Raw genomic sequence first — 22,844 nt, 5'->3', positions numbered from 1 at the left:
ACTATGTTAAAGGTTAAAGAATATAACTTCTGGTTTGTAACAGGAAGTCAAGATTTATATGGGGAGGAAACATTAAAGCAAGTTTCGATAGATTCACAAAAAATAGTTGAAGGATTAAATAGTAAAGAAAATATAAAATATACTATTATACACAAACCAACAGTTAGAAATTCAAAGGAAATATTTGATGTTTGTAATGATGCAAACAATGATAAAAATTGTGCGGGTATAATTACTTGGATGCATACATTTTCACCAGCTAAAATGTGGATTAGAGGACTATCTATATTAAATAAGCCTCAATTACACTTCCATACACAGTTTAACAGAGACATTCCATGGGAAACTATGGACATGGATTTTATGAATTTAAATCAATCTGCTCATGGAGATAGAGAGTTTGGTTTTATAAATGCAAGGATGGGAAATAAGAGAAAAATTGTTGTTGGACATTGGGAAGATGCAGAGGTTCATAAGGATATTAATAAATGGATGAGTGTTGCTACAGGATATGTTGAAGGCTTTAATATAAAAATTGCTAGATTCGATGATAATATGAGAGATGTTGCAGTTACAGAGGGGGATAAAGTTGAAGTTGCGATAAAACTTGGATGGACTTGTGATGCGTTTGGTATTGGTGATTTAGTTGAAGAAGTCCAAAAAGTAACTAGTGAAGAAGTAGAATCTTTAATGAAGATTTATGAAGAAAAGTATGAAATTTGTGAAGCTGGACAAATAGAAGGAAGTGTTAGAGACTCTATAAAATATCAAGCAAAGGTAGAAATTGCTTTAAGAAGATTCTTAGAAAAAGGAGATTATACAGCTTTCACAACTAACTTCCAAGTGTTACATGGAATGGAGCAGTTACCAGGTCTTGCTGTACAAAGACTTATGGAAGATGGATATGGATTTGGTGGAGAAGGAGATTGGAAAACAGCAGGTTTAGTACGACTTATGAAGATAATGTCAAATAATGTTGGAACTTCATTTATGGAAGATTACACATACAACTTTGAACCAGGAAATGAAATGATATTAGGATCTCATATGTTAGAAGTTTGTCCAACTGTCGCTACAGATAGACCAAGAATAGATGTAAAGCCTCTATCAATTGGGGATAAAAATGATCCAGCTAGATTAATATTTAATGGACAAGTAGGAGGTGCTGTTTGTGCATCTTTAGTAGATTTAGGCGGAAGAATGAGATTAATAATAAATGAAGTTAATGGTAAAGAAGTAGAAAAAGATTTACCAAACCTTCCTGTTGCAAGAGTATTATGGACTCCGGAACCATCATTAAAAGTTGGGGCACAAGCCTGGATATTAGCTGGTGGAGCACACCATACTTCATTCTCATATGTAGTTGATGCAGAACAATTATGTGATCTTGCAGATATGTACGGATTAGAAGCAGTTGTTATAGGCAAAAACACTAATATAAGAAATTTTTCAAATGAATTGAAATGGAATAGTATCTATTGGATGTTAAATAAATGAGGAGAAATAATATAATTTAAAAAATATATATAAAATAATATCAATGAATTTTATTATTATAATTATTTAAAATTATATTGACTTAATAAATAATTATGATAAACTAAATATAATTTAAATATGTGTATAGTAAATACTTCGTATAACCCTAATAATATGGTTTAGGGGTCTCTACCAAGAACCTATAATTCTTGATTACGAGGAAATCATTTATTGTGATTTCTTCGTGGTTAGGAATTTTTTTTATACTTTTTTAAAATCAATAGACATGCTTAATATAATATTTTACAGACAAGGAGTGGTAAAAATGGATATTAGAAAATTACCTAAAATCGAGTTACACTGTCATTTAGATGGTAGTTTAAGAGTTGAAACAGTTATAGAACTTGCTAAAAAAGAAAATATAAAATTAGAAAGCTATGAGTATGATTATGTAAAAAAATTATTAGCAGTTGAAGAAAAGTGTAGTTCTTTAGATGAATATTTAGAGAAATTTGATTTGCCAAACATGGTATTACAAAGCAAAGCGAATTTAAGAAGAGCGGCTTATGAATTATTAGAAGATGCATCAAAAGAAAATATTAAGTATATAGAAGTAAGGTTTGCTCCAATTTTCCATATAAAAAATGGATTATCTTTAGAAGAAATTATTGAAAGTGTAATAGAAGGAATTAAAGATGCAGAAAAAGATTATGATATTAATGGAAATGTAATAATTTCTTGTATAAGAGGCTTAGAATTAGAGCATGTATATGATTCTATAGAAGCTGGTTCAAAATTTATTGGAAAAGGTGTTGTTGCGATAGATCTAGCAGCAACTGAAAAAGAAGGCTTTGCACATGAATATATTGATGCTATGAAATTAGCAAAGGAAAAAGGCTTTAGAATTACAATTCATGCTGGTGAAACTGGTTTTGGAAAGAATGTAGGAGATGCTGTAAGCTTGCTAGGTGCTGAAAGAATAGGACATGGAGTATTTATTTATAATGATGAAGATGCATATAATTTAGTAAAAGAAAATGGAATTACATTAGAGATGTGTCCAAAGAGTAATATTGATACAAAGGCAGTGAATGATTATAATAATCACCCTATATATAATTATCATAAAGATGATATAAAAGTAACTATAAGTACCGATAATAGAACAGTTTCTAATATATCTCTAAATGAAGAAACTAATAATATAATAAATACATTTGATATTAATTTAGACGAATATAAACAAATTTATATTAATAGTGTAAAAGCTTCTTTTTGTACTGAAGAAAGAAAAGAAAAATTACTTGGATATATTAAGTAATTTAAAATTACAATTAATGATTTATAGTTTATTTAGTAGGATATACTAAGTCTTAAGAAAGTAAAAGATTGGAGATTATTTATGAAGATAAGACTTGGATATGTTGCTATTTCAAATGTTTTAGGAAAAAAGGTAACAAGCTCTAGTACAGTTACCTTTGCAAATTACAAAAAGATTTTATCTGAAGAGAAAAAATTAGAAAAACTAAGGACTGTTGCATTGTCTAATTTAGTTTCTCTTCAAGATATAATAAAGTATAACATTAAAAATAATATACATTTTTATAGAATAACATCTGCCCTAATCCCATTAGTGACTCATCCAGAGGTTGGATATTGGGGCCATAGAGAATTTTTAAAGAAGGATTTTGAGTATGTAGGAAAGCTTATCAATGAGTCTAATATGAGAGTGGATACTCATCCAGATGAATTTAATGTTATAAATAGTAGTAATCCTAAAGTCGTAGAAAATACAATTATTAATTTAAGTAGACAAATAGAATGGTTTGAAGATATGAATTATAAGGATGGAAAGATGGTAATTCATATAGGTGGAGCAACTGGCGGAAAAGAAGTTGCAATTGAAAGGTTTATTCAAAATTTTAATAAGTTTCCTAAGAGTATTAAAGATAGAATAATTATAGAAAATGATGATAAAACATATACAGCTAGAGAAACTTTAATGTTATGTAAAACTTTGAATATTCCAATGGTATTAGATATTCATCACCATAATTGTAATAATAGTTGTGATGATATATCAGATATTTTAGAAGATATATTATGTACTTGGAATAATGAAAAATTACCACCTAAAATGCATTTTTCTTCTCCGAAAGATACGAGCTTAATTGATAAAGTGGATAAAAAGCATGCTGACTTTATAAATCCCATAGATTTTATAAACTTTATTGAAGTTTTAAAGGAGTTTAATAAGGATATAGATATAATGCTAGAATGTAAAGAAAAAGATGTTGCCTTGTTTAAGTTAGTCGATGATATAAAAAGTATTAATAAAAATTATAAGTGGATAGATAAAAGTTCATTTATAGTATAAAAACAGTAAAAATTACTTTTACTGTTTTTATTAGCACCTATTATGAAATATACATTTATCAGCACTAGAAGGTATTAGTAAATAGCTTAAATTTAATAACAAAAAAGTATTTAATTAACAAAAAATATATTGACAAAAGTTATCTTTAGGAATATACTGGTAAAGTATTAAAGTTAAAAGGAGGTAGGAAAATGTTAAATATTATAGTCAATTTGAATCTATTAGTAAAAAATAATAAAAATAAATATGATATTAAAAATATTAGTAATCCTATCTCATTGTGTAAATTTGTTTGTTAAATAATTTATACAAAATTACTTTATAAAAGTATATATTCTTTAAATTTCTAGGAATATAACTTTGAATAGATAATTAGGGCCAAGGGTTATTTACTCTGGCTTTTTTATTTTATTTAAATTAAGTAAAAAAGGCTAAGGATAACTTTGGCCTTTTTTATTTTTAAGAAAGGAAGAGAAGGATGTGTAAAAACTAAGTAAACAAAAAAAATTATAACTTAAGGGGGAAAAATTATGACTAGAATACTTAAATATGTTTCAAAATACAAAGTACTACTAATAATTGGAACATTATCTATGCTTGCAGTAATTGGGGTTGATTTATTTATGCCTTACTTGCAACAAATATTTATAGATGATGGGGTCATAGCAGGTAACAATAGCATAATAATTAAAGTTTTAATAGGTATTTTAATTATTACAATAACAAAATCTATCCTTGGATATGGTAAAGAGTTTCTTTATGATATTTTAAGTGTAAAAGTACACCAAGATATTAAAAATGATCTTTTTAATCATATTCAGAAGCTAGAATTTAAATATTTTGATAACATGAATACTGGAGAATTAATGTCTAGAATAGGAGAAGATGTAGAAAATATATGGCAAACAATAGGTTTTGGACTTAGATTATTTATAGAAAATATAATATATTTTGTTGTTTCTACAGTTATTCTATTTAAATTAAATTTTGAATTAGCTTTGGCTTGTTTTATTATAATGATTCCAATAGGATTTATAGCTATAAAGTTAGAAAGTAAATTTGGAAAATCATATGAAGAAATAAGTGACCAAACAGCTGAAATTAATACCACTGCACAAGAAAATATAGCAGGAGTTAGATTAGTAAAAGCATTTTCAAGAGAAAAATATGAAATAAATAAATTTCTAAAAATGAATAGAACTTATTATGATTTAAATATGAAGCAAGCAAAAATAATAGGAGATTATTTTCCACCAATAGAATTTCTAACAAATGTATCATTAGTAATAATGATAGTTTTAGGTGGATTTCTTGTTATGAATGATGAAATTACGATCGGAGTTTTAGTAGCTTTTAGTGGATATATCTGGAACTTGATTTGGCCAATGAGATCCTTAGGTGAATTAATAGATTTACTTTCAAGAAATAGTGCTTCAGCTAAAAAAATATTTGAAATAATGGATAGAGAGCCTGAAATTAAAAGTAAAAAAGAATGTTATAGAAATGATTCAATTGAAGGTAATATAGTATTTGATAATGTTAGTTTCAAATATAATGATGAATATGTTTTAAAGAATATTAATTTAGATATAAAAGAAGGAAGTACAGTTGCATTGATGGGAACTACAGGTTCAGGTAAATCAACATTAATTAATTTAATAGGAAGATATTACGATTTAGCTAATGGAAGTATAAAAATAGATAATGTTGATATAAAGGATTATGATTTAGACTTTTTAAGAAAAAATATGTCTATTGTTCCTCAAGATACATTTCTTTTTTCAGATTCAATAATAAATAATATAAAATTTAGTAATGAAAATGCAGATTATGAAGAGGTTAAAGAAGCAGCTTCACTAGCATGTGCTTTAGATTTTATAGAAGAGCTAGATGAAGGATTATATACAGAAATAGGTGAAAGAGGAATAGGTTTATCTGGAGGACAAAAACAAAGAATATCAATTACTAGAGCTCTAGTAAGAAAATCAAAAATATTAATATTAGATGATGCAACATCTGCTTTAGATATGGAGACAGAACATAGATTGTTAAAAAATCTATCAAAAAGAGAAGAAAACAGTACAACCTTTATTATTGCTCATAGAATATCAGCGGTAAAAAATGCTGATGTAATAGTTTATTTAGAAAATGGAGAAATAAAAGAAAAAGGAACTCATGAAGAGTTATTAAAGCTTAAAGGAAAGTATTTTGATATTTATTGTAATCAATTTAAAGATTTTAACGAATTAGAAGAGGAGGTAGTTTAATTTGGAGAATAATTCAATAAAAAAAGATGAAGAAGTAATGAGAAGAAGTAAAAGCGAAATAACATTAAAACTATTAGAGTATCTTAAACCATATAAATTAAAATCTTTTATAGTTATTTTATTAATGATATTTGTTATGATTTCTGGAATAGTTAATCCCCTACTTTTAGAAGTAGCAATAGATAACTATGTAGTAAATAAAGATATAAAAGGATTATTTATTATAGGAGTAGCCTTAATTGTATTAAATTTAATTGCGTGGGTTCTATCTAAAATTAGATGGACGATGATAACATCTATAACTAATAATATTTTAGTAAATATAAGACATGAATTATATAGCCATATACAATATTTATCTTTTGACTTTTTTGATGGTAGACCAGTTGGAAAAATACTTTCAAGAGTGGTTTCGGATGTTAACGCATTAAAAAATTTATTTTCTCAAAGTATCCAAGCACTTATACCACAATTATTAAATCTTTTATGCGTTGCTATTATTATGTTTATTCTTAATTTTAAGCTAGCGTTAGCTTGTATAGCTTTATTACCTTTATTAGGAATAGCTATGTTTTGTATTGAAATATATTCAAGAAGAAAATGGGAAGTTTATAGAAATAAAAGATCAAATTTAAATGGTTTTACTCATGAAGATTTTTCAGGTATAAAAATAGTACAAGGTTTTGCTAAAGAAGAAGGTACTGAAAAGAATTTTAAATCAATGGTAAAAGAATTAAGTGATTCTTTTACAAAAGCTGTTATGCTAAATGATTTCTTTTGGCCTCTTGTAGAATTATCTTGGGGAATTGGTACCTTAGTAGTATTTGCAGTTGGATATAGATTAGTTATAAATAATGAAATAAAAATAGGAACATTAATAGCCTTCTCAATGTATGTAGGAATGTTTTGGAGACCTATTATGAATCTTTCAAGTTTCTATAACACTTTAATAACAAATTTTTCAGCTGCAGATAGAATATTTGATATTTTAGATATAAAGCCAATTATAAAAAATACAGAGAATGCAAATAAAATAGGTAAAATTAAAGGCTTTGTAGAATTTAAAAATGTAGACTTTTCTTATGATGAAAATTCTAAGGTTCTTAAAGATGTAAGCTTTAAAGTTAATAAAGGAGAAAAAATAGCTTTAGTTGGAGCAACAGGGGCAGGTAAGACAACTATAGTATCTTTATTAAGTAGATTTTATGATCCAACATCAGGAGAAGTATTAGTAGATGGAAAAGATATAAAATATGTAGAATTAGAATCACTAAGAAGTCAAATGGGAATAATGCTTCAAGATACATTTCTATTTTCTACCACTATAATGGAAAACATAAGATACGGAAGATTAGATGCAACAGATGAAGAAGTAATTAATGCTGCAAAGGCAGTTAATGCCCATAAATTTATTATGAAATTAGAAAATGGTTATAATACTGAAGTAAATGAAAGAGGAACAAGATTATCTTTAGGACAAAGACAATTAGTATCCTTTGCCAGAGCATTACTTGCAAATCCTAGAATATTAATATTAGATGAGGCTACATCTAATATAGATACAGAAACAGAAAAATTAGTACAAGATGGTATAGAAAAATTACTTCATGGAAGAACGTCATTTGTAGTAGCACATAGGTTATCTACAATAAGAGATTGTGATAAAATTATGGTTATAAATGATGGTAAAATTGAAGAAGTAGGAAATCATAATGAACTATTAAAAAATAAAGGCAGTTACTATGACCTATATATGGCTCAATATAAGTTTTTAAGTGAAGGGGCATAATTATATATTTTTATTTATATTAATTATTAATAGATTATTATAAATAAGGCACTTCAAAGCAATATTGAAGTGCTTTTACTTTTTATAAAAATATAACTATTCAATAAAGATAAAGTTTATTGTATTATTATTTTATAATAAGAAATTGGAGAAAACTATGAGAAAAAGTAAGGAACTATTATTAATAAGGTATGTATCATTTATTATCTTAATATTTGAGATTTTTGTTAAAGAAAAAAATAGTGGAATTAGCAGTGTAATATTTATTTTACTATTTATAATAAACAATAATCTTAGAATTTTTTTCTTTAAAAATTATAGAGCAAATTTAATTTCTATAACTTTAGAAATAATAATATCCTATTTGGCATGTCTAAATTTTGGAGGGAATATACTATTTTATCTAGTAGGTGTGACTATAGATGTTATTTCACTTAACAGAAAAAATATAAGGTATGTATTTTTACCAATAATATATTTAGTATCTATATATATAAAGTTTAATGGAAGTATAGAAGAAGGGTTTTTAAATTTAGGAATTATAATTATTTTTTCTATGTTATTAAACTATATATCAAGGCTTAATAATACAAAAAAGGAAGCTCAAAGATTATATGATAAACTTAGGATTTCTGAAGAAAACTTAATTGAAGCCAATAACAAACTTGAGGAGTATTTATCATCTATAGAGGAATTAACTATAGTAAAAGAAAGAAATAGGATTTCAAGAGAAATTCATGATAGTGTTGGACATGCATTATCTACAGCAATGATTCAATTATCTGCTATGGAAGTATTGGCATCAAAGGGAGATAATACTTTAAAAAATATGATTATAAACTTAAGAAGCTTTATAAATGATAGCTTTAAAGATGTAAAAAGGGCAGTGAAGGAACTTAAATCTGATGAGTATGATAATTATAGAGGAATAGTTAGAATACAAGATTTATGTAAGAACTTTGAAAAAATGTCTGGAATAAAAGTAGATACTATAGTCTGTAAAGGAAGCTGGACATTATCTACAAAGCAAAGTACTCACTTATATAGAATAGCCCAAGAAGTTTTGTCTAATTCATTAAGACATGGAAAGGGAAAAAAGATAAGGGTAATAATGAACTTTACAGAAAATGATTTTGTTATTTCATTTAAAGATAATGGAGTTGGTACTGATATTATAAAAGAAAGCGGTTTTGGACTGAAAAATATAAGAGAAAGAGCAGAAGAAATAGAAGGAATAGTAGATATTAGTTCTGAAATAGGAAATGGATTTTTTGTTAAGGTTGTAGTTCCTAGAGAAAGGGAGATATAAGTGGAAAAGATAAAAATATTAATTGTTGATGATGAAAAGTTAATAAGAGAAGGATTAAAGCTTATGCTTTCTACTTTTGATGATATTGAAGTAGTAGATACTGCAGAAAATGGATATAAAGCTCTAGAACTATGTAAGACTAAAGATATAGATATTGTTCTTATGGATATAAGAATGAAAGATTGTGATGGAGTTATGGGTACAAGGTTAATAAAGGAGCAGTTTATTAAAATTAAGGTAATTATATTAACTACCTTCAATGATAAGGAATATATTCAAGATGCATTAAGTTATGGAGCTTTTGGATATATGTTAAAAGATAGTTCTCATCAAGTTATTTATGAAGGAATAAAAGCCGCCTATATGGGAAATATGGTTGTTCATCCTGAAGTTGCAAGTAAAATTCTAACTAAAAGTAGTGAAGGATTAAAATATGGTGAATTAGAAAAATACAAATTTTCAGATAAAGAGCTTAAAATAATAAAATATATTGCAGAAGGATTAAGTAATAAAGAAATTTCTGAAAAAATATATCTATCTGAAGGAACAATAAAAAATAATATTACTAACATACTATCAAAGTTAAGTCTTAGGGATAGAACACAAATTGCAATTTTTGCTTTTAAAAATGGAATAGTGACTTAAGTCATTTCTGTAGTGACTTACAGTAATAGCAAGCCTCCTAGTATTATCTTATTATAGAATTAAGATATATTAGGAGGTCTTTTTATGAGTATTATAGAAGTTAAAAATGTTACGAAAAGATTTAATGATAAGTTAGTATTAGATAATGTAAGTTATGAGGTCAATAAAGGAGAAATTTTTGGATTTATAGGGCCAAATGGAGCAGGAAAATCAACTTTAATTAATATAATGACAAGCCTCTTAACACCAGATAGTGGAACTATTAAAATTTGTGGATATGATATTTTAAAAGAGTCAATAAAAGCAAAAGAATGTATAGGATATGTACCTCAAGATATTTCATTAATGGAAGAACTAACAGCCTATGATAATCTTGAATTTTTTGGAGCTTTATACGGATTAAAAGGAAAGAAACTAAAAGAAAGAATAAGTGAAGCCCTTGAAGTTACTGGACTTGTAGAAAAGAAAAAAGAAAAGGTGAAAAAGTTCTCCGGTGGAATGAAGAGAAGATTAAATATAGCAGCATCTATTATGCATCATCCTAAAGTATTAATAATGGATGAGCCAACAGTTGGTGTAGACCCTCAATCTAGAAATCATATATTTAACTTTACTAAGAATATTTGCAAAGAGTGGGGAACAACAGTAATTTATACATCCCACTACATGGAAGAGGTTGAAGAGCTTTGTAAGAGAGTTTTTATAATCGATTTAGGAAAAGAAATTGCATATGGTACTAAAGATGAAATTAAGGCTTCAGTTTTCCCAAATAATAAAGTAACTATAGAAGCAAAAGATATAAGTGCAGAATTAATCTTAAATATAGAAAAAGTAAAAGGTATTATAAATGTTAAGGAAAAAGATGAAACTATTATTTTAACTATAGATTCAAACTTTAAACTTAATAATGTGCTAACCATAATTGAAGAATATGGTATTAATATTAAAAAGATAAGCTATGATGAAGCAAAATTAGAAGATGTATTCCTATCCTTAACCGGAAAAACTTTAAGAGATTAGGAGGGGTTATATGAAATTACTTTATTATACAAAAACTACTTTAAAAGCTATGGTATCAAATGCAGCTGTTACAGTTATATATTTTATATTATTTCCTATTTTACTTGCAGGTTTTATGGGATTCTTCCAAAATTCACTTCAGGATAATCCTTTAAAGCTAAGTACTTTAAAAATATCAATAATAGATAATGATAATAGTAATATGTCTAAAAATCTAATTTCCTTTTTAAATAGTAGTGATATGAAAGAGTTAATTGAAGTAAATTCTGAGAAAGTAAATGTAGAAATAGTTATTCCTAAAGGATATGAAGAAAGTATTGTATCTTTAAAAAAGAACGAAATTAGTATAAATAAATTAGAAGATGGGTTTATTAATTCAACAAATACTCTAAAAACTATTTTAGATAAGTATCATCAAGAACTTTATATAAATTTATCAGGTGGTTCCATAGAAGATTTAAATAATATTACTGGAAAATCTATAATTGAAAATGTAAATATAAATGTTAGTAAAACTTCTAATAAATATGAAGTGTTATCAGCATCAATGATTGCTTTTGTTATTAGTATGCTAATATTTTCACTTATTCAATCCAATTATGCTGAAGTTAGTAGAAATATTGATAAAAGAGTTTCATCTACACCAATAAGTAAAATTCAATATTTTTACTATGACACCTTTGCAATGTTAATATATTCATCAATTATAGTTTCAGGTTATGTATTTTTCTTTAGAATTGCAGGAATTAGTTTTACAGGAAGTATATTTCAGTTAATTATGTTGATATTACTTTCAGCTATGCTAATAGTTTCTATGAGTAAATTTGTATATGAACTATTTGGACCTATTTACGGTAAGGTTGTTGGCGGATTAATTTTTACACTTCCTATAATAGGAATGGAGGCATTTACTGGAGAAGGTAATGCCCTAAAGGTTTTAGCTCCAACTCACTATATTACAAAGCTATTTAATGTATATAACCTAAATGGAAATTTTAACAGCAATATTGGAGATTTAACATTTATAATAATTTTTTCATTAGTACTATTTGCAATTGCAAATATAAAGGTAGCATTATCAAGGGAGGGAAGGAAATGCGCTTAATAAGATTAACCATTATAAATTTAAGAAGAACATTAAAAAATCCAGCAATTTTTTTAATGACATTACTTCTTCCTATGATTGTTTTATTTGGAGTAGTAGGACCAAGTTCTAGTGGAAGTTCTCTGGGGAAAATAGGAATATTAGATAAATCATCAAGTAAATATTCAAAAGAAATAATAGATTCTTTATCTGAACAATATGAAATAGAAAATTTAGAAGGAAATATAGAAGATAGTTACGATAATTTAAGAGATAAGAAAATAGCTGTTATCTATGTTTTTGATGAAAAATTTCATACTAGTATAGATAGTGGTAATGTACCTAAAGTAATGCGCTATAGCGTAGAATCAGGAATGGGGTCAATTATAGCCGAAAATATAATTACTGATAATATAAATAAATCACTTGAAGAAAATATAAATACAGGTCTTAGTACAAATTCAGTTGAAGCAGTAATATTTGATAAATATGAAAAAAATAACTCGGATTATTATATGACAGTTCTTATGATATGCTACTTTATGATGATAGGTGGATCTATATTTACAGATGATATAATTAAACTTAAAGCTCAAAAGGTTTTAAAAAGAACAATAGCAACTGGAAACTCTGATAAAACCATTTTAGGATCGTTATATTTATCTAGTTTTATTCTACAAAGTATAATGAGTGTAATAACTTTATTTTTAGCAATTAAAATATTTAATATAGAAAATTATAATTTAGGACAAGGAATTCTTTCAATAACCTTATGTAGTTTAATAACCACATCTATAATAATAGTAGCTATAAGATGGTTAAAGAATCAAACAATAGCTAGTTTATCAGTAGTTATCTTTGGATTATTATCATTCGGACTTGGAATATTTGGAAATATCCTAAATGAATTTACAAATGTACCAGAGGTTATAGTTTATTTAAGTGTAATATCACCTTTTTCATGGATAGAAAAAATAGTTAATGAGGGGCAAATTTTAGCACCAATTACAGTACTAGTTTTAATGTCAGCAGTTTTCTTTACAGCTGGAAGCTTTAGATTAAGAGATTATGTAAAAGAATAAAAAAGGATATAAATATTATATTACTTCTTCCGTCCCTTCGCTCCAAATCACTGACATATAAATCAAAATTATTAGGTACAAATTGTATTTCAAATATTCCTATTTGATTTTGAGTTTATAGTTTTTTCTATTAAATAGACATAATTAATAGTATTTGATAAAATATAAATAATTAAACTTATGGAGGATTTATATGATTTCTAAGAAGGCACTTAAAGATGAGATTATAACTTATGATATAATAACCTATAAAGATGAAGATGGAAAGCAAGTAGAATACGTTGAAGTTACCCTTGTAGATAGAATTATAGATGTTTATATGGATACTAGAGAAGTAAATATAGGTATTATTGCAAATAGAATAATAGAAGATAATTTATATAAATAGAAAGTGGTGAAATTTAATATTTCACCACTTTTAAGTTTAATAGTTATTTTTACTTTTAAATTTAAGTATTTATAAAAGTAATATAAGTTAAGAATTTATTACTATAATTAATGAATAAAATTTGAAGAATTTCCACCAATGGTATATTATTGTAAATGTAATATTAAAAGGTGGGGGATTTTTTTATGTGTGATATTAAAGGAGAAGAGTATATTGGAGATATAAAGAAAAGTATTGAAGAGAAAATGAAAAAGCTTTTTGAAAAAGCTCATAAATATACAGAAAATCTAAGTAATGAGGATATAGTAAAATTACATGAAAATCATGTAAAAGATGTATTTTATCCGTATATTCATAATATTCCTGCTCTAAAAGAGAGAATAGTAGAAAAGGCTGAGGAGAAGGTATTAGAAGAAGTTAAATATAAGTTTATGGAAAATTTTCATTTTCATGAGAAAATGTTAAAATGTGAAAAATTTAGGGAAGATAGAAAAACTAAATATACAGAGGAAGAAATCTTAGAAAATGATAGGAAAATATCAAAGTATATTCAAGAAATAGTGATATCAATTATTCAAGAGTGTAAGGGGTTAAATACTGAGCAGATAAAGGAAATACATATGTTTATATTTAAAGTGATATTTCAATCTGACATAGAACATATACCATGTTTTAAAAATGCATCTGAAACTATGAATATGGATGTTATAAATAGAATACATAATAGAAAAGTAACAAGTAGTATAAATAAGTATATATAATGGGCAAAGAAAATTAATAGCAGAAAAGGACAACCTCTAAATTTATAAAAAAGAGGCTGTCCTTTTATTTTAAAGATTGATAAAATTTAGAAAAAATTAAGAAATATATTTAAAATTTGTAAAAAATCTTTGATAGAATAATTATATAAGTTACAAGGAATTTAGGAGAATATATGAGTTATTTATTTAAATATTATAGTAAGCAATATGATAAATTTATGAAAAAGTTTAGATTAGACAAAAATGAAATAATAATAAGTATTTTAAACAACTTCTCAGGATTAGAAATTCTAGATATTGGTGGAGGAACAGGAACATTAGCAAGAGAACTTATATCTTTGGGATCTAAAGTAACTATTTTAGATCCAGAAAAGAATATGACAAAGATAGCAAAAGAAAAATGTAATACAGTGAAAATAATTAATGGGTACTCTAATAATATTAAATTAAAAGATTCATCTATAGATATAATTATAATGAGAGATTCATTTCATCATATAATGGAAAAAGAAGAAACACTGAAAGAATGTAAAAGAATATTAAAGAAAGATGGAAAAATTCTAATTTATGAGTTTGATAAAAATAGTTTTATAGGCAAATTAATATTTATTTTTGAGACTCTTTGCTTTGAGAGAATAAAGATGCTTTCTATAGACGAAATGAAAGAATTAATTTATAGGTATTTTAAAAATGGAGAAATAACCAAGATATCTAACTACGAATACATATATTTAGGAAATAAATAAAGATAGAGAGGTCGCTATGGAAAATATAAATGGGATAGCAAAGATATGTAAGCTATTTTTTACTAATAAATTTACTGATTTAAGTGATATAGCTAAATCTTATACTAGAGTAAGTAAGAACTATGATGAAGTATTTTTAAAAGAAATGCACAAATACAATGAAGAAATGTTAAGGGAACTTGCTTTAAAATATGCTACTAAAAATTTAGAGGATAATATAAATATACTTGATTTAGCTTGTGGGACAGGCTTTAATAGTAGATTTTTAAATAATAATTTTTCAAAAGCTAAATTTACATTAGTAGATATATCTAAAGGGATGCTAAATGAGGCAAAAGGTAACTGTAAATTCCATGCTGACTTCATTGAAAAAGATATGCTTTCATTTTTGAAATCTAGCAATGATAATAGTTTAGATATAGTAGTTTGTGCTTGGGCAATAAAATATCAGGATCCTAAGAAGATTATTAAAGAAGTATCAAGAGTACTAAAGAAAAATGGATATTTTGCTGTAATAGTAAATTTAAAAAGTACATTACCAGAAATAAGAAAAATCTATCCTAGTTTAGTATTAAAAAGTTATAGAAATGTAGATAAGATAATGAAGGAATTACCAAATCCTATAAGTGAAACAATTTTTATAAAGTGGTTTGCTAAAAATAAATTTTATAAGGAAAAGGTGAAATCAGGAGAGCATATATTTGAGTTTAATACTTCAGAAGAGTTAACAACCTTTGTGACATCTACTGGAGCTTTAGCAGGATTTGATTCTATGGTAAATATGGAAGTTAATAAGGTAAAAGATAATATGATAGATCTATTTAATACTAATGGTATAAAGACAATTACTCATAAATATGTTTGGGGGGTTTTTAAAAATGATAAGTAATGCAATTCCTATTATAAAAGCAATATTAAATAAAGATGTAATAAAAAATGTATTTTATATTCACAATAGATTCAAAGAGAGTAAAGATTACAAGCCTATAAATGTTATAAAATGTGGTATGAATGTAATAAAAAATGATAGGCTTATAATTCATAATGGGGACTTTATTGTTAATTCATTTCTTCCTCCATTAAATAGTAAGGCTTATAAAAGTATTGTAGATGCAGTTCCAGGAGAAAAAGGAGAATTTTTTTATAACCATACTATAGGAAAAAGATTAGCTCCAATTTCAACATATATTGCTGTAACAGATAGATGTATGTACAATTGTTGGCATTGTAGTGCAAAAAGGTTTATAAAGACTAAAAATGATAAATCAGAAGAAATAACAAGTTATGAATTAAAGAAAATAGTAAAATCTCTTCAGGATTTAGGTGTTGGGATAATAGGATTCACAGGGGGAGAGCCACTTCTGAGAAAAGACTTAGAAGAAATAATAGCTAGTATAGATAATAGAAGTATTTCATTTTTATTTTCTAATGGTTATTCTTTAAGTTTGGAAAAAGCCAAATCTCTAAAAAAAGCTGGACTTTTTGGTGTAGGAATAAGTATAGATAGTTTATATAAAGAAAATCATGATAAAAAAAGAGGTTATATAGGAGCTTACGATAATTCAATAAATGCAATAAAAAACTGCAAGAGAGCTGGACTTTATACAATGGCTCAAACTGTATGTACAAAGGAAATGTTAAAGACAAAGGAGATATATAATCTTGCAAAATACTTAAAGAAAATCGGAGTTGATGAACTTAGAATTTTAGAGCCAATACCATGTGGTTCTTTATTAGTAAATAAAGATGAAATATTTACAGTAAATGAAAAGAAGGAGTTAATTAACCTCCATATAGAATTTAATAATAATAAGGAATATCCTAAAACATCAGTATTTCCATATGTAGAATCTAAGGAGCAGTTTGGATGTGGTGCAGGAGTTCAACATTCATATATAGATAATAAAGGAAACTTTATGCCTTGTGATTTTGTTCCTGAAGCTTTTGGAAATTTATTAAAAGAAGATATTAAAGATATATGGAATAATATGCATGTGAAATCAGGAAATGCAAAGACTTATTGCTATGCAAAGAAATGTGACAAATGTAATGAAAGCGAGCTGCCTAAATATTATAGATTACTTAAAGGAAAATGATATTAAAATGTGAAAAAAATTCAATTTAGGAATTAAGAATTTGTTTCTTTAAATTGGATATGCTATAATATAAGAAGAAACTTTATATATAATTATATTAGATAGAAATGTTAAGGTAAGGGATAAGCAATATTTAAATTAAGAGCTTGCTTAAATCCCTTAATTTTTTTTATGTTGTAATAACATATAGAAATAAAAATATTATATTAAAAAAAATGAATTTTAAAAACATATTAGAAAACGTTTTAAAATTCAATGTATAATTATTTATGTTTATTTAAAATGTATATAATCATATAGAATATTTATAGATTATTTAACTGTAAAATTAAGGAGGTAAATAAAATGTTTAAGAAAGGTGATTTAGTTATTTATTCTTCCCATGGAGTTTGCAAAATTGATGATGTATGTGAAAAAACAATTTCTTATGTTACAAAAAGTTATTATACATTGCATCCAATGGAGGATAATAAATTAAGTATAAGTATTCCAGTAGATAATGATAAGGTATCTATTTTGGAACTTTTAACTAAAGAAGAAGCTGGAACAATATTAGAATCATTTAAAGATGAAGGAGTAGAGTGGATAAATATAGATAAGGATAGGTCTGAAAAGTATAGTGAAATTATAAAAAAGGGAAACCGTACAGAAATTGCGAAAATAGTAAATACCTTAATGAAAGAAAAAATAAATTTAGAAAGTAACGGAAAAAAGTTTCATGAAAAAGATAAAAAAATGTTATCAGGAATCCAAAACATACTTTTTTCTGAATTAGCATTTTTATTAAATACTACTTCACAAGAAATAGAAAAGAAGGTAAGTGGTTATATAAACATTTAAAAATAATATAATCTACCTTAAGAGAGATAGTGATGTAAATAAGAAAATCTTCCTTAGATCTAAGAAGATTTTCTTATTTGCTTACAAAAGAATAATGAGTTAAAAGTAACAGTTAACCTTAAGTTTAGAGAAGGAGTTATAATATTATTAGATTTATGATGTAAGACTCTTTTAACATAGAGTTTCTTAGTAAATAAACAGCCTGTATTAGAATTATATTATAAGCATTAATTTCTAATTTCTCTATTTGATTCTATTGATTTATGTTGATCAATTGGTTTAACATTAATATTTGATCTATATTCTGTTTCAGCCCAGAATATATTTTCAGCAACTAATGCTTCAGGATTTAACTCTACACCCTCTAAAATTATTTCTTTAAATTTATGGTAGCCAGCTCTATCAATTAAATGGCCTCCATGTAAGTATTCAGGTTTATAATTTAAAGCCCAAGCAGAGAATTTTTGCCAATTTGCAAACATGCCTAACACTACATCTTCAGTAACAAAGTTTAAGAATGTCTTACCCATTCTAGGATTTTGTTTTCCTGTCCTTCCACCTATAATAACTCTATAGAATTTCTTAGGATTCCTTGTCCACGCACTTGCAGGACAAGCTAATACACATTCACCACATCCAACACAACAGCAAGGATCTTTGTCAACAAGTCCATTTTTATTTAGACTTAAAACTCTAGTTGCATGATGTTCACATGCTTTAACACAAGCTCCACATCCAATACATCTTTCTGGATGATATTCCATTCTAGCTTGGCTAATAACACCAAAGTCCTGGAAATGAGCTTTAGCACAATCATTAGGACATCCAGCTACTGATACCTTTATATGATAGTGAGACGGGAAAATTAACTTTTCAATTTTATTGGCTAGTTCTTTAGTGTTGGCATTTGCCTTTATACAATGAGTATTACCTATGCAAGCCATAACATTTCTAGAACCTATTGTAGGATAACCATTTGTATCAATCGTCATATCACAATTACATTCATCAAGTTCAACTTCTTTTATATAATTAGTTATATATTTATTAACAGAAGAAATATTTTCATATTTAATTCCAGGTATATTAAAAGTTTGTCTCATCCCCATATGGAAAGTGCCATTACCATATGTTTCAGCAATATATTGAATATTACTTAGATATTTAGCATTAACAGTACCACCTGGAACACGCATTTGAAGCATAAATTCTCCAGGAATTTTTGATTGACGGAAACAGTTTAATCTAACCTTTTTAATATCTATATCATGATTCATAAACAAATCCTCCTAATCTAATAATGATTTAGCCTTAGTATAGTTAAATACTGGACCTTCTAAGCATACATATGTTTCATCTATTCTACAGTGTCCACATTTACCAACTGAACAGGACATTTTTCTTTCAAAGGATACCCAAATTTTATCTTCAGGTACACCTAGTTTTAGCATTTCAAGCGCTGTAAAGTGCATCATTATAGGAGGTCCTACTATAACAACTTCATAGTTATCTCCAAAAGATTTTAAAGGTAATTTTGATAAATGTTTAGTTACAAGACCTTGCTCCCAACCAATTTTTTCTCCATTATCCAATGTATATATAGTATTAAACTTATCTTTCCATTTTTCTAATTCATTTTTGAATAATATTCCATCTTGATTTTTGAACCCAAAGATTAAGTTCAATGACTTTACAAAGTCTTCATCATAGTAGCAGCTATTAATCATACTTCTTACTGGAGCAACTCCAGTACCACCAGCTATTATAATTAAATTCTTATTTTTAAATTTGTCTATAGGCCATCCTTTACCATAAGCTCCTCTTAAAAAGATATTATCTCCAGGTTTAAGTTTGAAAATTTCATCTGTTACTTTTCCAACAGCTCTTATAGTAAAGTCCATATAACCTAAGCCAAATCCACTAACAGAGATTGGAGCTTCACCAACCTTAGGAAGTGATAGCTGCAAGAATTGTCCGTGTTCTGGAACTATATCTGTTGAAACTCTAAAAGTGTATTCTAAATTAGTTTCGTGAGTAATACTAATTATTTCATATGCTTTAGGTGTCAATATATTTTTTCCCATACTATTTTCCCTCCATAATTTCATTTACCGCATTATTTACTTTATTTATAGTAGCTATAATTGAAATATGTTCTGGACATCTATCAGTACATCTACCACATCCAACACACATATGCTCAACTCCGAATTGTGCCTTATAATCATGTATTTTATGAAGAACTTTATATCTCATCTTGTCAGCCTTAGTAGTTCTAAACTTATGTCCACCAGCCATTTCATCAAAACCATCTACATGACAAGAAGCTTGAATTCTTTTTCTTTCACCAATTTTTCCAGCTGAATCATATACAATATCACGAGTAGTGTAACAACAGCATGTACTACAAGCTAGTGTACAGCTTCCACAGCCAATACATCTTTTATTATATTCTTCCCACATTGGATGATTTTTAAGTTTTATCAATGTTTCCTTATTATTAATTTCTGGAATTGTTACTTTTGTAACATTTTCTTCTATGAATTTTAGTTCAAATTCTTCTTTAGTTTTATTATTAAAGTATTTATTAAACTCATCATCTTTAACATTAAAAAGTAAAGAAGATTCATTAAACCTTACTGCTAATGAAAAGTCATCAGTTTTATTACTTTTCATTGATACGCAGAAGCAAGTATCAAATCCTTCAAAACATTCAATACAAACAAATTTAACTCTTTCTCTTATTCTTTTATAAAAGCTATCTTCAAAGTTACCATTATGAAGATAAATTGTATCTTGCCTTCTTTGAGCATTTATATCACAAGGTCTTGCAAAAATTAAAATCTTTTTATTATGACCTACAGAACTTTCTCTAAATTCATCTTCAGTAAAATAATAAAGGGTTTGAGAAATAGGGGTTATAACTTCCTTTACTGGATAATCAGATTTTTCCTTAAATTCAATTTCTTCAACAGTAGAAATTTCAGCGTACTTTATTATATCAGTATCTGAGTATCTACCTTGCTTTTCAAACCTCTTTGGTGCATAGATTGTAAATTCTTTTTTTAATTCATTAAATAAAGTATTCACTTCTTTTAACGAAAGATTATATCCCATAGTAATACCTCCAAAATTATTAAATTTTTAACAATCTCTATGCTTTTATTATAATCTTAAAAAAATAATAAGAAAAATATTAAAAAATTATAGAAATGATAAGTGAAAACCTATTAATAAAATAAATGAATTAGTTAGCATCTGTATATTATGTAGTTCTAATGATTATTTATATATTCATTACAATATATTTTGACAAATTTTAATACAACTGTTAAAGTTTAATAATCACTAGTTAAATGAAAGAGGTAGATATACAAATGAAATTTGAAGATCTTAAAATAAATGAAAAAATTATTAGTGGATTGAACACTATTGGAATAACAGAGCCTACTGAAATACAGAAAGAAATTATTCCTCTAGCTCTTAATGGAGAAAATTTAATTGGACAATCTGAAACAGGTACTGGAAAAACCTTAGCTTACCTTTTACCAACAATAGAAAAAATTGATATAAGTAAAAGAGAAATGCAATGCATAATATTAGCTCCAACTCATGAGTTAGCTATACAAATAAATAATACAATTAATGAATTAAAAAAAGTATCATCTTTAGATATTACTTCTACATCTTTAATAGGTAGTGCAAATATTAAAAGACAAATAGATAGCTTAAAATCAAAACCTCATATTATAGTTGGTTCTGCTGGGAGGATATTAGAATTAATACGTAAAAAGAAAGTATCAGCCCATACTATAAAAACTATTATAATTGATGAAGTAGATAAGCTATTAGATAAAAATAATCTTCCAGTTGTAAAGGACATAATAAAAGCTACTCAAAAACAAACTCAAGTTATGATGTTTTCTGCTACTTTAAATAATAAAACTTTAGATATTGCTAAGAGCTTAACTGAAAATGTAAATATTATATCAGTTAAAAATAATAAGGTTAATGAAAATATAAATCATAATTATATAAAAACTGATAGTAGAAAGAAAATTGAAACTTTAAGAAAGCTTATAAATGCAGCAAAGGCAGAAAGAATTTTAGTATTTAATAATGATGTTTATACTACAAATACAGCAATTGAAAATCTGACAGCTAGTAAGATAAAGGTAGCTGCTATTGGTGGCAATAACAAAATGGAAGATAGAAAAAAAGCTTTAGAAGACTTTAGAAAAGGTAATATTCAAATATTAATTGCGTCTGATGTAGCAGCTAGAGGCTTAGATATAAAAGGAGTAACTCATGTTATTAACCTAGATATACCTGAAGATCCTAATGATTACCTACATAGAGCAGGAAGAGTTGGAAGAGCAGGCAAAACTGGTGATGTATTTTCCTTAGTTGATGAAAAAGAAGAAAAAATAATAAAGAGTCATGAAAAGAACTTTAAAATCAATATTAAAGAAAAACATCTTTATAAAGGAAACGTAGAAGGATAAAATGAAAAAGAAAGTTAGTATAATTTAACGTTTATACTTAAAAAGTAAAACCAGCAATTTAAATGCTGGTTTTTTATGATAAAATAAAAAAATTATTATTACAGGTTAGGAGCTCATAGATATTTTTATTGTACAGAAAATTAAAACATAGTTTCTTTTATTATAAATACAATAAAATTTAAAAGTGTTAATATGAAATTGAATTTTAATAATGATTTCATAGGAGTAAAGATAATTTATAAATATTAATGACTATTAATATTTAATTAAAAGTAAACGATTTAATAAGCTGTGAAATAGGTATTAATTTAAAATTGGTACTATTGATATTTTAAAGCTATAAGATATTTAAAAATATCATAAATACTCTTTTATAATAGATATATTTTAAATGTGGGGAAATTTTTAGAGAAGTAGAGTTAAAATTTTGTAATTAATTAGTATTAAATGTATTTT

The 22,844-nt window shown here is 26.1% G+C and carries 20 protein-coding genes and 1 riboswitch; of the genes, 17 read left to right on the top strand and 3 right to left on the bottom strand.

Features of this window, described 5'->3' with window-relative positions:
* The first annotated feature begins 3 nt into the window (after nt 1-3).
* The 16 genes from araA to ACQPVP_RS07635 all read left to right on the top strand — a co-directional run bounded on the left by araA (nt 4) and on the right by ACQPVP_RS07635 (nt 17,883).
* Nucleotides 4-1,497, top strand: coding sequence for an L-arabinose isomerase (gene araA, locus ACQPVP_RS07710; protein ID WP_430848744.1), 1,494 nt, complete (start codon nt 4-6; stop codon nt 1,495-1,497).
* Nucleotides 1,498-1,615: 118 nt separating this feature from the next.
* Nucleotides 1,616-1,715: riboswitch (purine riboswitch) on the top strand.
* Nucleotides 1,716-1,804: 89 nt separating this feature from the next.
* The gene (add, locus tag ACQPVP_RS07705) at nt 1,805-2,800 is read left to right on the top strand and encodes an adenosine deaminase (RefSeq protein ID WP_430848742.1); all 996 of its coding nucleotides are present in this window, start codon (nt 1,805-1,807) and stop codon (nt 2,798-2,800) included.
* A gap of 81 nt (nt 2,801-2,881) precedes the next feature.
* On the top strand, nt 2,882-3,856 hold the full coding sequence (gene uvsE / locus ACQPVP_RS07700; protein WP_430848740.1) for a UV DNA damage repair endonuclease UvsE: 975 nt from the start codon (nt 2,882-2,884) through the stop codon (nt 3,854-3,856).
* A 530-nt stretch (nt 3,857-4,386) separates the two neighbouring features.
* Complete coding sequence (locus ACQPVP_RS07695) at nt 4,387-6,123, top strand: ABC transporter ATP-binding protein (RefSeq protein WP_430848738.1); 1,737 nt, start codon at nt 4,387-4,389, stop codon at nt 6,121-6,123.
* 37 nt (nt 6,124-6,160) lie between these two features.
* On the top strand, nt 6,161-7,912 hold the full coding sequence (locus ACQPVP_RS07690) for an ABC transporter ATP-binding protein (RefSeq protein ID WP_430848792.1): 1,752 nt from the start codon (nt 6,161-6,163) through the stop codon (nt 7,910-7,912).
* A gap of 157 nt (nt 7,913-8,069) precedes the next feature.
* Nucleotides 8,070-9,221 (top strand): sensor histidine kinase, encoded by a 1,152-nt coding sequence (locus tag ACQPVP_RS07685; protein WP_430848736.1) that lies wholly within the window; start codon nt 8,070-8,072, stop codon nt 9,219-9,221.
* A complete protein-coding gene (locus tag ACQPVP_RS07680) occupies nt 9,222-9,866 on the top strand; it encodes a response regulator transcription factor (protein WP_430848734.1) in 645 nt (214 codons plus the stop codon).
* An 84-nt stretch (nt 9,867-9,950) separates the two neighbouring features.
* Nucleotides 9,951-10,886, top strand: coding sequence for an ATP-binding cassette domain-containing protein (locus ACQPVP_RS07675; RefSeq protein ID WP_430848732.1), 936 nt, complete (start codon nt 9,951-9,953; stop codon nt 10,884-10,886).
* A gap of 10 nt (nt 10,887-10,896) precedes the next feature.
* The gene (locus ACQPVP_RS07670) at nt 10,897-11,991 is read left to right on the top strand and encodes an ABC transporter permease (RefSeq protein WP_430848730.1); all 1,095 of its coding nucleotides are present in this window, start codon (nt 10,897-10,899) and stop codon (nt 11,989-11,991) included.
* Nucleotides 11,982-13,052: an ABC transporter permease gene (locus ACQPVP_RS07665; RefSeq protein WP_430848728.1), complete on the top strand. Its 1,071-nt coding sequence runs from the start codon at nt 11,982-11,984 to the stop codon at nt 13,050-13,052. Before ACQPVP_RS07670 ends, ACQPVP_RS07665 begins: the two co-directional genes overlap by 10 nt.
* A 193-nt stretch (nt 13,053-13,245) precedes the next feature.
* Nucleotides 13,246-13,440, top strand: coding sequence for a hypothetical protein (locus ACQPVP_RS07660; protein ID WP_430848726.1), 195 nt, complete (start codon nt 13,246-13,248; stop codon nt 13,438-13,440).
* Nucleotides 13,441-13,625: 185 nt separating this feature from the next.
* A complete protein-coding gene (locus tag ACQPVP_RS07655; RefSeq protein WP_430848724.1) occupies nt 13,626-14,201 on the top strand; it encodes a hypothetical protein in 576 nt (191 codons plus the stop codon).
* Nucleotides 14,202-14,374: 173 nt separating this feature from the next.
* Nucleotides 14,375-14,947 carry a class I SAM-dependent methyltransferase gene (locus ACQPVP_RS07650; protein WP_430848722.1) on the top strand — a complete coding sequence of 191 codons (573 nt, stop codon included), beginning with the start codon at nt 14,375-14,377 and terminating at the stop codon, nt 14,945-14,947.
* Between the two features lie 16 nt (nt 14,948-14,963).
* Complete coding sequence (locus ACQPVP_RS07645) at nt 14,964-15,836, top strand: class I SAM-dependent methyltransferase (protein WP_430848720.1); 873 nt, start codon at nt 14,964-14,966, stop codon at nt 15,834-15,836.
* Entirely contained in the window at nt 15,826-17,043 is a 1,218-nt protein-coding gene (locus tag ACQPVP_RS07640; protein ID WP_430848718.1) for a radical SAM/SPASM domain-containing protein, read from the top strand. Before ACQPVP_RS07645 ends, ACQPVP_RS07640 begins: the two co-directional genes overlap by 11 nt.
* Nucleotides 17,044-17,388: 345 nt before the next feature.
* A complete protein-coding gene (locus ACQPVP_RS07635; protein WP_430848716.1) occupies nt 17,389-17,883 on the top strand; it encodes a CarD family transcriptional regulator in 495 nt (164 codons plus the stop codon).
* Between the two features lie 227 nt (nt 17,884-18,110).
* On the opposite strand, the gene asrC is transcribed toward ACQPVP_RS07635, so the two are convergent.
* The 3 genes from asrC to asrA are packed head-to-tail and all read right to left on the bottom strand — an operon-like array spanning nt 18,111 to nt 21,000.
* A complete protein-coding gene (gene asrC / locus ACQPVP_RS07630) occupies nt 18,111-19,160 on the bottom strand; it encodes a sulfite reductase subunit C (RefSeq protein WP_430848714.1) in 1,050 nt (349 codons plus the stop codon).
* A 12-nt stretch (nt 19,161-19,172) separates the two neighbouring features.
* Nucleotides 19,173-19,967, bottom strand: a complete 795-nt coding sequence (gene asrB / locus ACQPVP_RS07625) for an anaerobic sulfite reductase subunit AsrB (RefSeq protein ID WP_430848712.1) — start codon at nt 19,965-19,967, stop codon at nt 19,173-19,175.
* A 1-nt stretch (nt 19,968) separates the two neighbouring features.
* Entirely contained in the window at nt 19,969-21,000 is a 1,032-nt protein-coding gene (asrA, locus tag ACQPVP_RS07620) for an anaerobic sulfite reductase subunit AsrA (RefSeq protein ID WP_430848710.1), read from the bottom strand.
* Nucleotides 21,001-21,260: 260 nt separating this feature from the next.
* Here asrA and ACQPVP_RS07615 point away from each other — a divergent pair, with 260 nt between their 5' ends.
* Nucleotides 21,261-22,388 carry a DEAD/DEAH box helicase gene (locus ACQPVP_RS07615; protein ID WP_430848708.1) on the top strand — a complete coding sequence of 376 codons (1,128 nt, stop codon included), beginning with the start codon at nt 21,261-21,263 and terminating at the stop codon, nt 22,386-22,388.
* The last annotated feature ends 456 nt before the right edge of the window (nt 22,389-22,844 follow it).

Source organism: Clostridium nigeriense, from assembly GCF_050585265.1.
GTDB classification, from domain to species: Bacteria; Bacillota; Clostridia; order Clostridiales; family Clostridiaceae; genus Clostridium; species Clostridium nigeriense_B.
Note: the sequence above shows the minus strand (reverse complement) of the source record. Positions and strands in the feature narration are given on the sequence as shown.

Bases quoted from the DNA above. Each gene is read 5' to 3' on its own strand.
- araA (WP_430848744.1), top strand. From the start codon at position 4: ATGTTAAAGGTTAAAGAATATAACTTCTGGTTTGTAACAGGAAGTCAA.
- add (WP_430848742.1), top strand. From the start codon at position 1,805: ATGGATATTAGAAAATTACCTAAAATCGAGTTACACTGTCATTTAGAT.
- uvsE (WP_430848740.1), top strand. From the start codon at position 2,882: ATGAAGATAAGACTTGGATATGTTGCTATTTCAAATGTTTTAGGAAAA.
- ACQPVP_RS07695 (WP_430848738.1), top strand. From the start codon at position 4,387: ATGACTAGAATACTTAAATATGTTTCAAAATACAAAGTACTACTAATA.
- ACQPVP_RS07690 (WP_430848792.1), top strand. From the start codon at position 6,161: ATGAGAAGAAGTAAAAGCGAAATAACATTAAAACTATTAGAGTATCTT.
- ACQPVP_RS07685 (WP_430848736.1), top strand. From the start codon at position 8,070: ATGAGAAAAAGTAAGGAACTATTATTAATAAGGTATGTATCATTTATT.
- ACQPVP_RS07675 (WP_430848732.1), top strand. From the start codon at position 9,951: ATGAGTATTATAGAAGTTAAAAATGTTACGAAAAGATTTAATGATAAG.
- ACQPVP_RS07670 (WP_430848730.1), top strand. From the start codon at position 10,897: ATGAAATTACTTTATTATACAAAAACTACTTTAAAAGCTATGGTATCA.
- ACQPVP_RS07665 (WP_430848728.1), top strand. From the start codon at position 11,982: ATGCGCTTAATAAGATTAACCATTATAAATTTAAGAAGAACATTAAAA.
- ACQPVP_RS07660 (WP_430848726.1), top strand. From the start codon at position 13,246: ATGATTTCTAAGAAGGCACTTAAAGATGAGATTATAACTTATGATATA.
- ACQPVP_RS07655 (WP_430848724.1), top strand. From the start codon at position 13,626: ATGTGTGATATTAAAGGAGAAGAGTATATTGGAGATATAAAGAAAAGT.
- ACQPVP_RS07650 (WP_430848722.1), top strand. From the start codon at position 14,375: ATGAGTTATTTATTTAAATATTATAGTAAGCAATATGATAAATTTATG.
- ACQPVP_RS07645 (WP_430848720.1), top strand. From the start codon at position 14,964: ATGGAAAATATAAATGGGATAGCAAAGATATGTAAGCTATTTTTTACT.
- ACQPVP_RS07640 (WP_430848718.1), top strand. From the start codon at position 15,826: ATGATAAGTAATGCAATTCCTATTATAAAAGCAATATTAAATAAAGAT.
- ACQPVP_RS07635 (WP_430848716.1), top strand. From the start codon at position 17,389: ATGTTTAAGAAAGGTGATTTAGTTATTTATTCTTCCCATGGAGTTTGC.
- asrC (WP_430848714.1), bottom strand. From the start codon at position 19,160: ATGAATCATGATATAGATATTAAAAAGGTTAGATTAAACTGTTTCCGT.
- asrB (WP_430848712.1), bottom strand. From the start codon at position 19,967: ATGGGAAAAAATATATTGACACCTAAAGCATATGAAATAATTAGTATT.
- asrA (WP_430848710.1), bottom strand. From the start codon at position 21,000: ATGGGATATAATCTTTCGTTAAAAGAAGTGAATACTTTATTTAATGAA.
- ACQPVP_RS07615 (WP_430848708.1), top strand. From the start codon at position 21,261: ATGAAATTTGAAGATCTTAAAATAAATGAAAAAATTATTAGTGGATTG.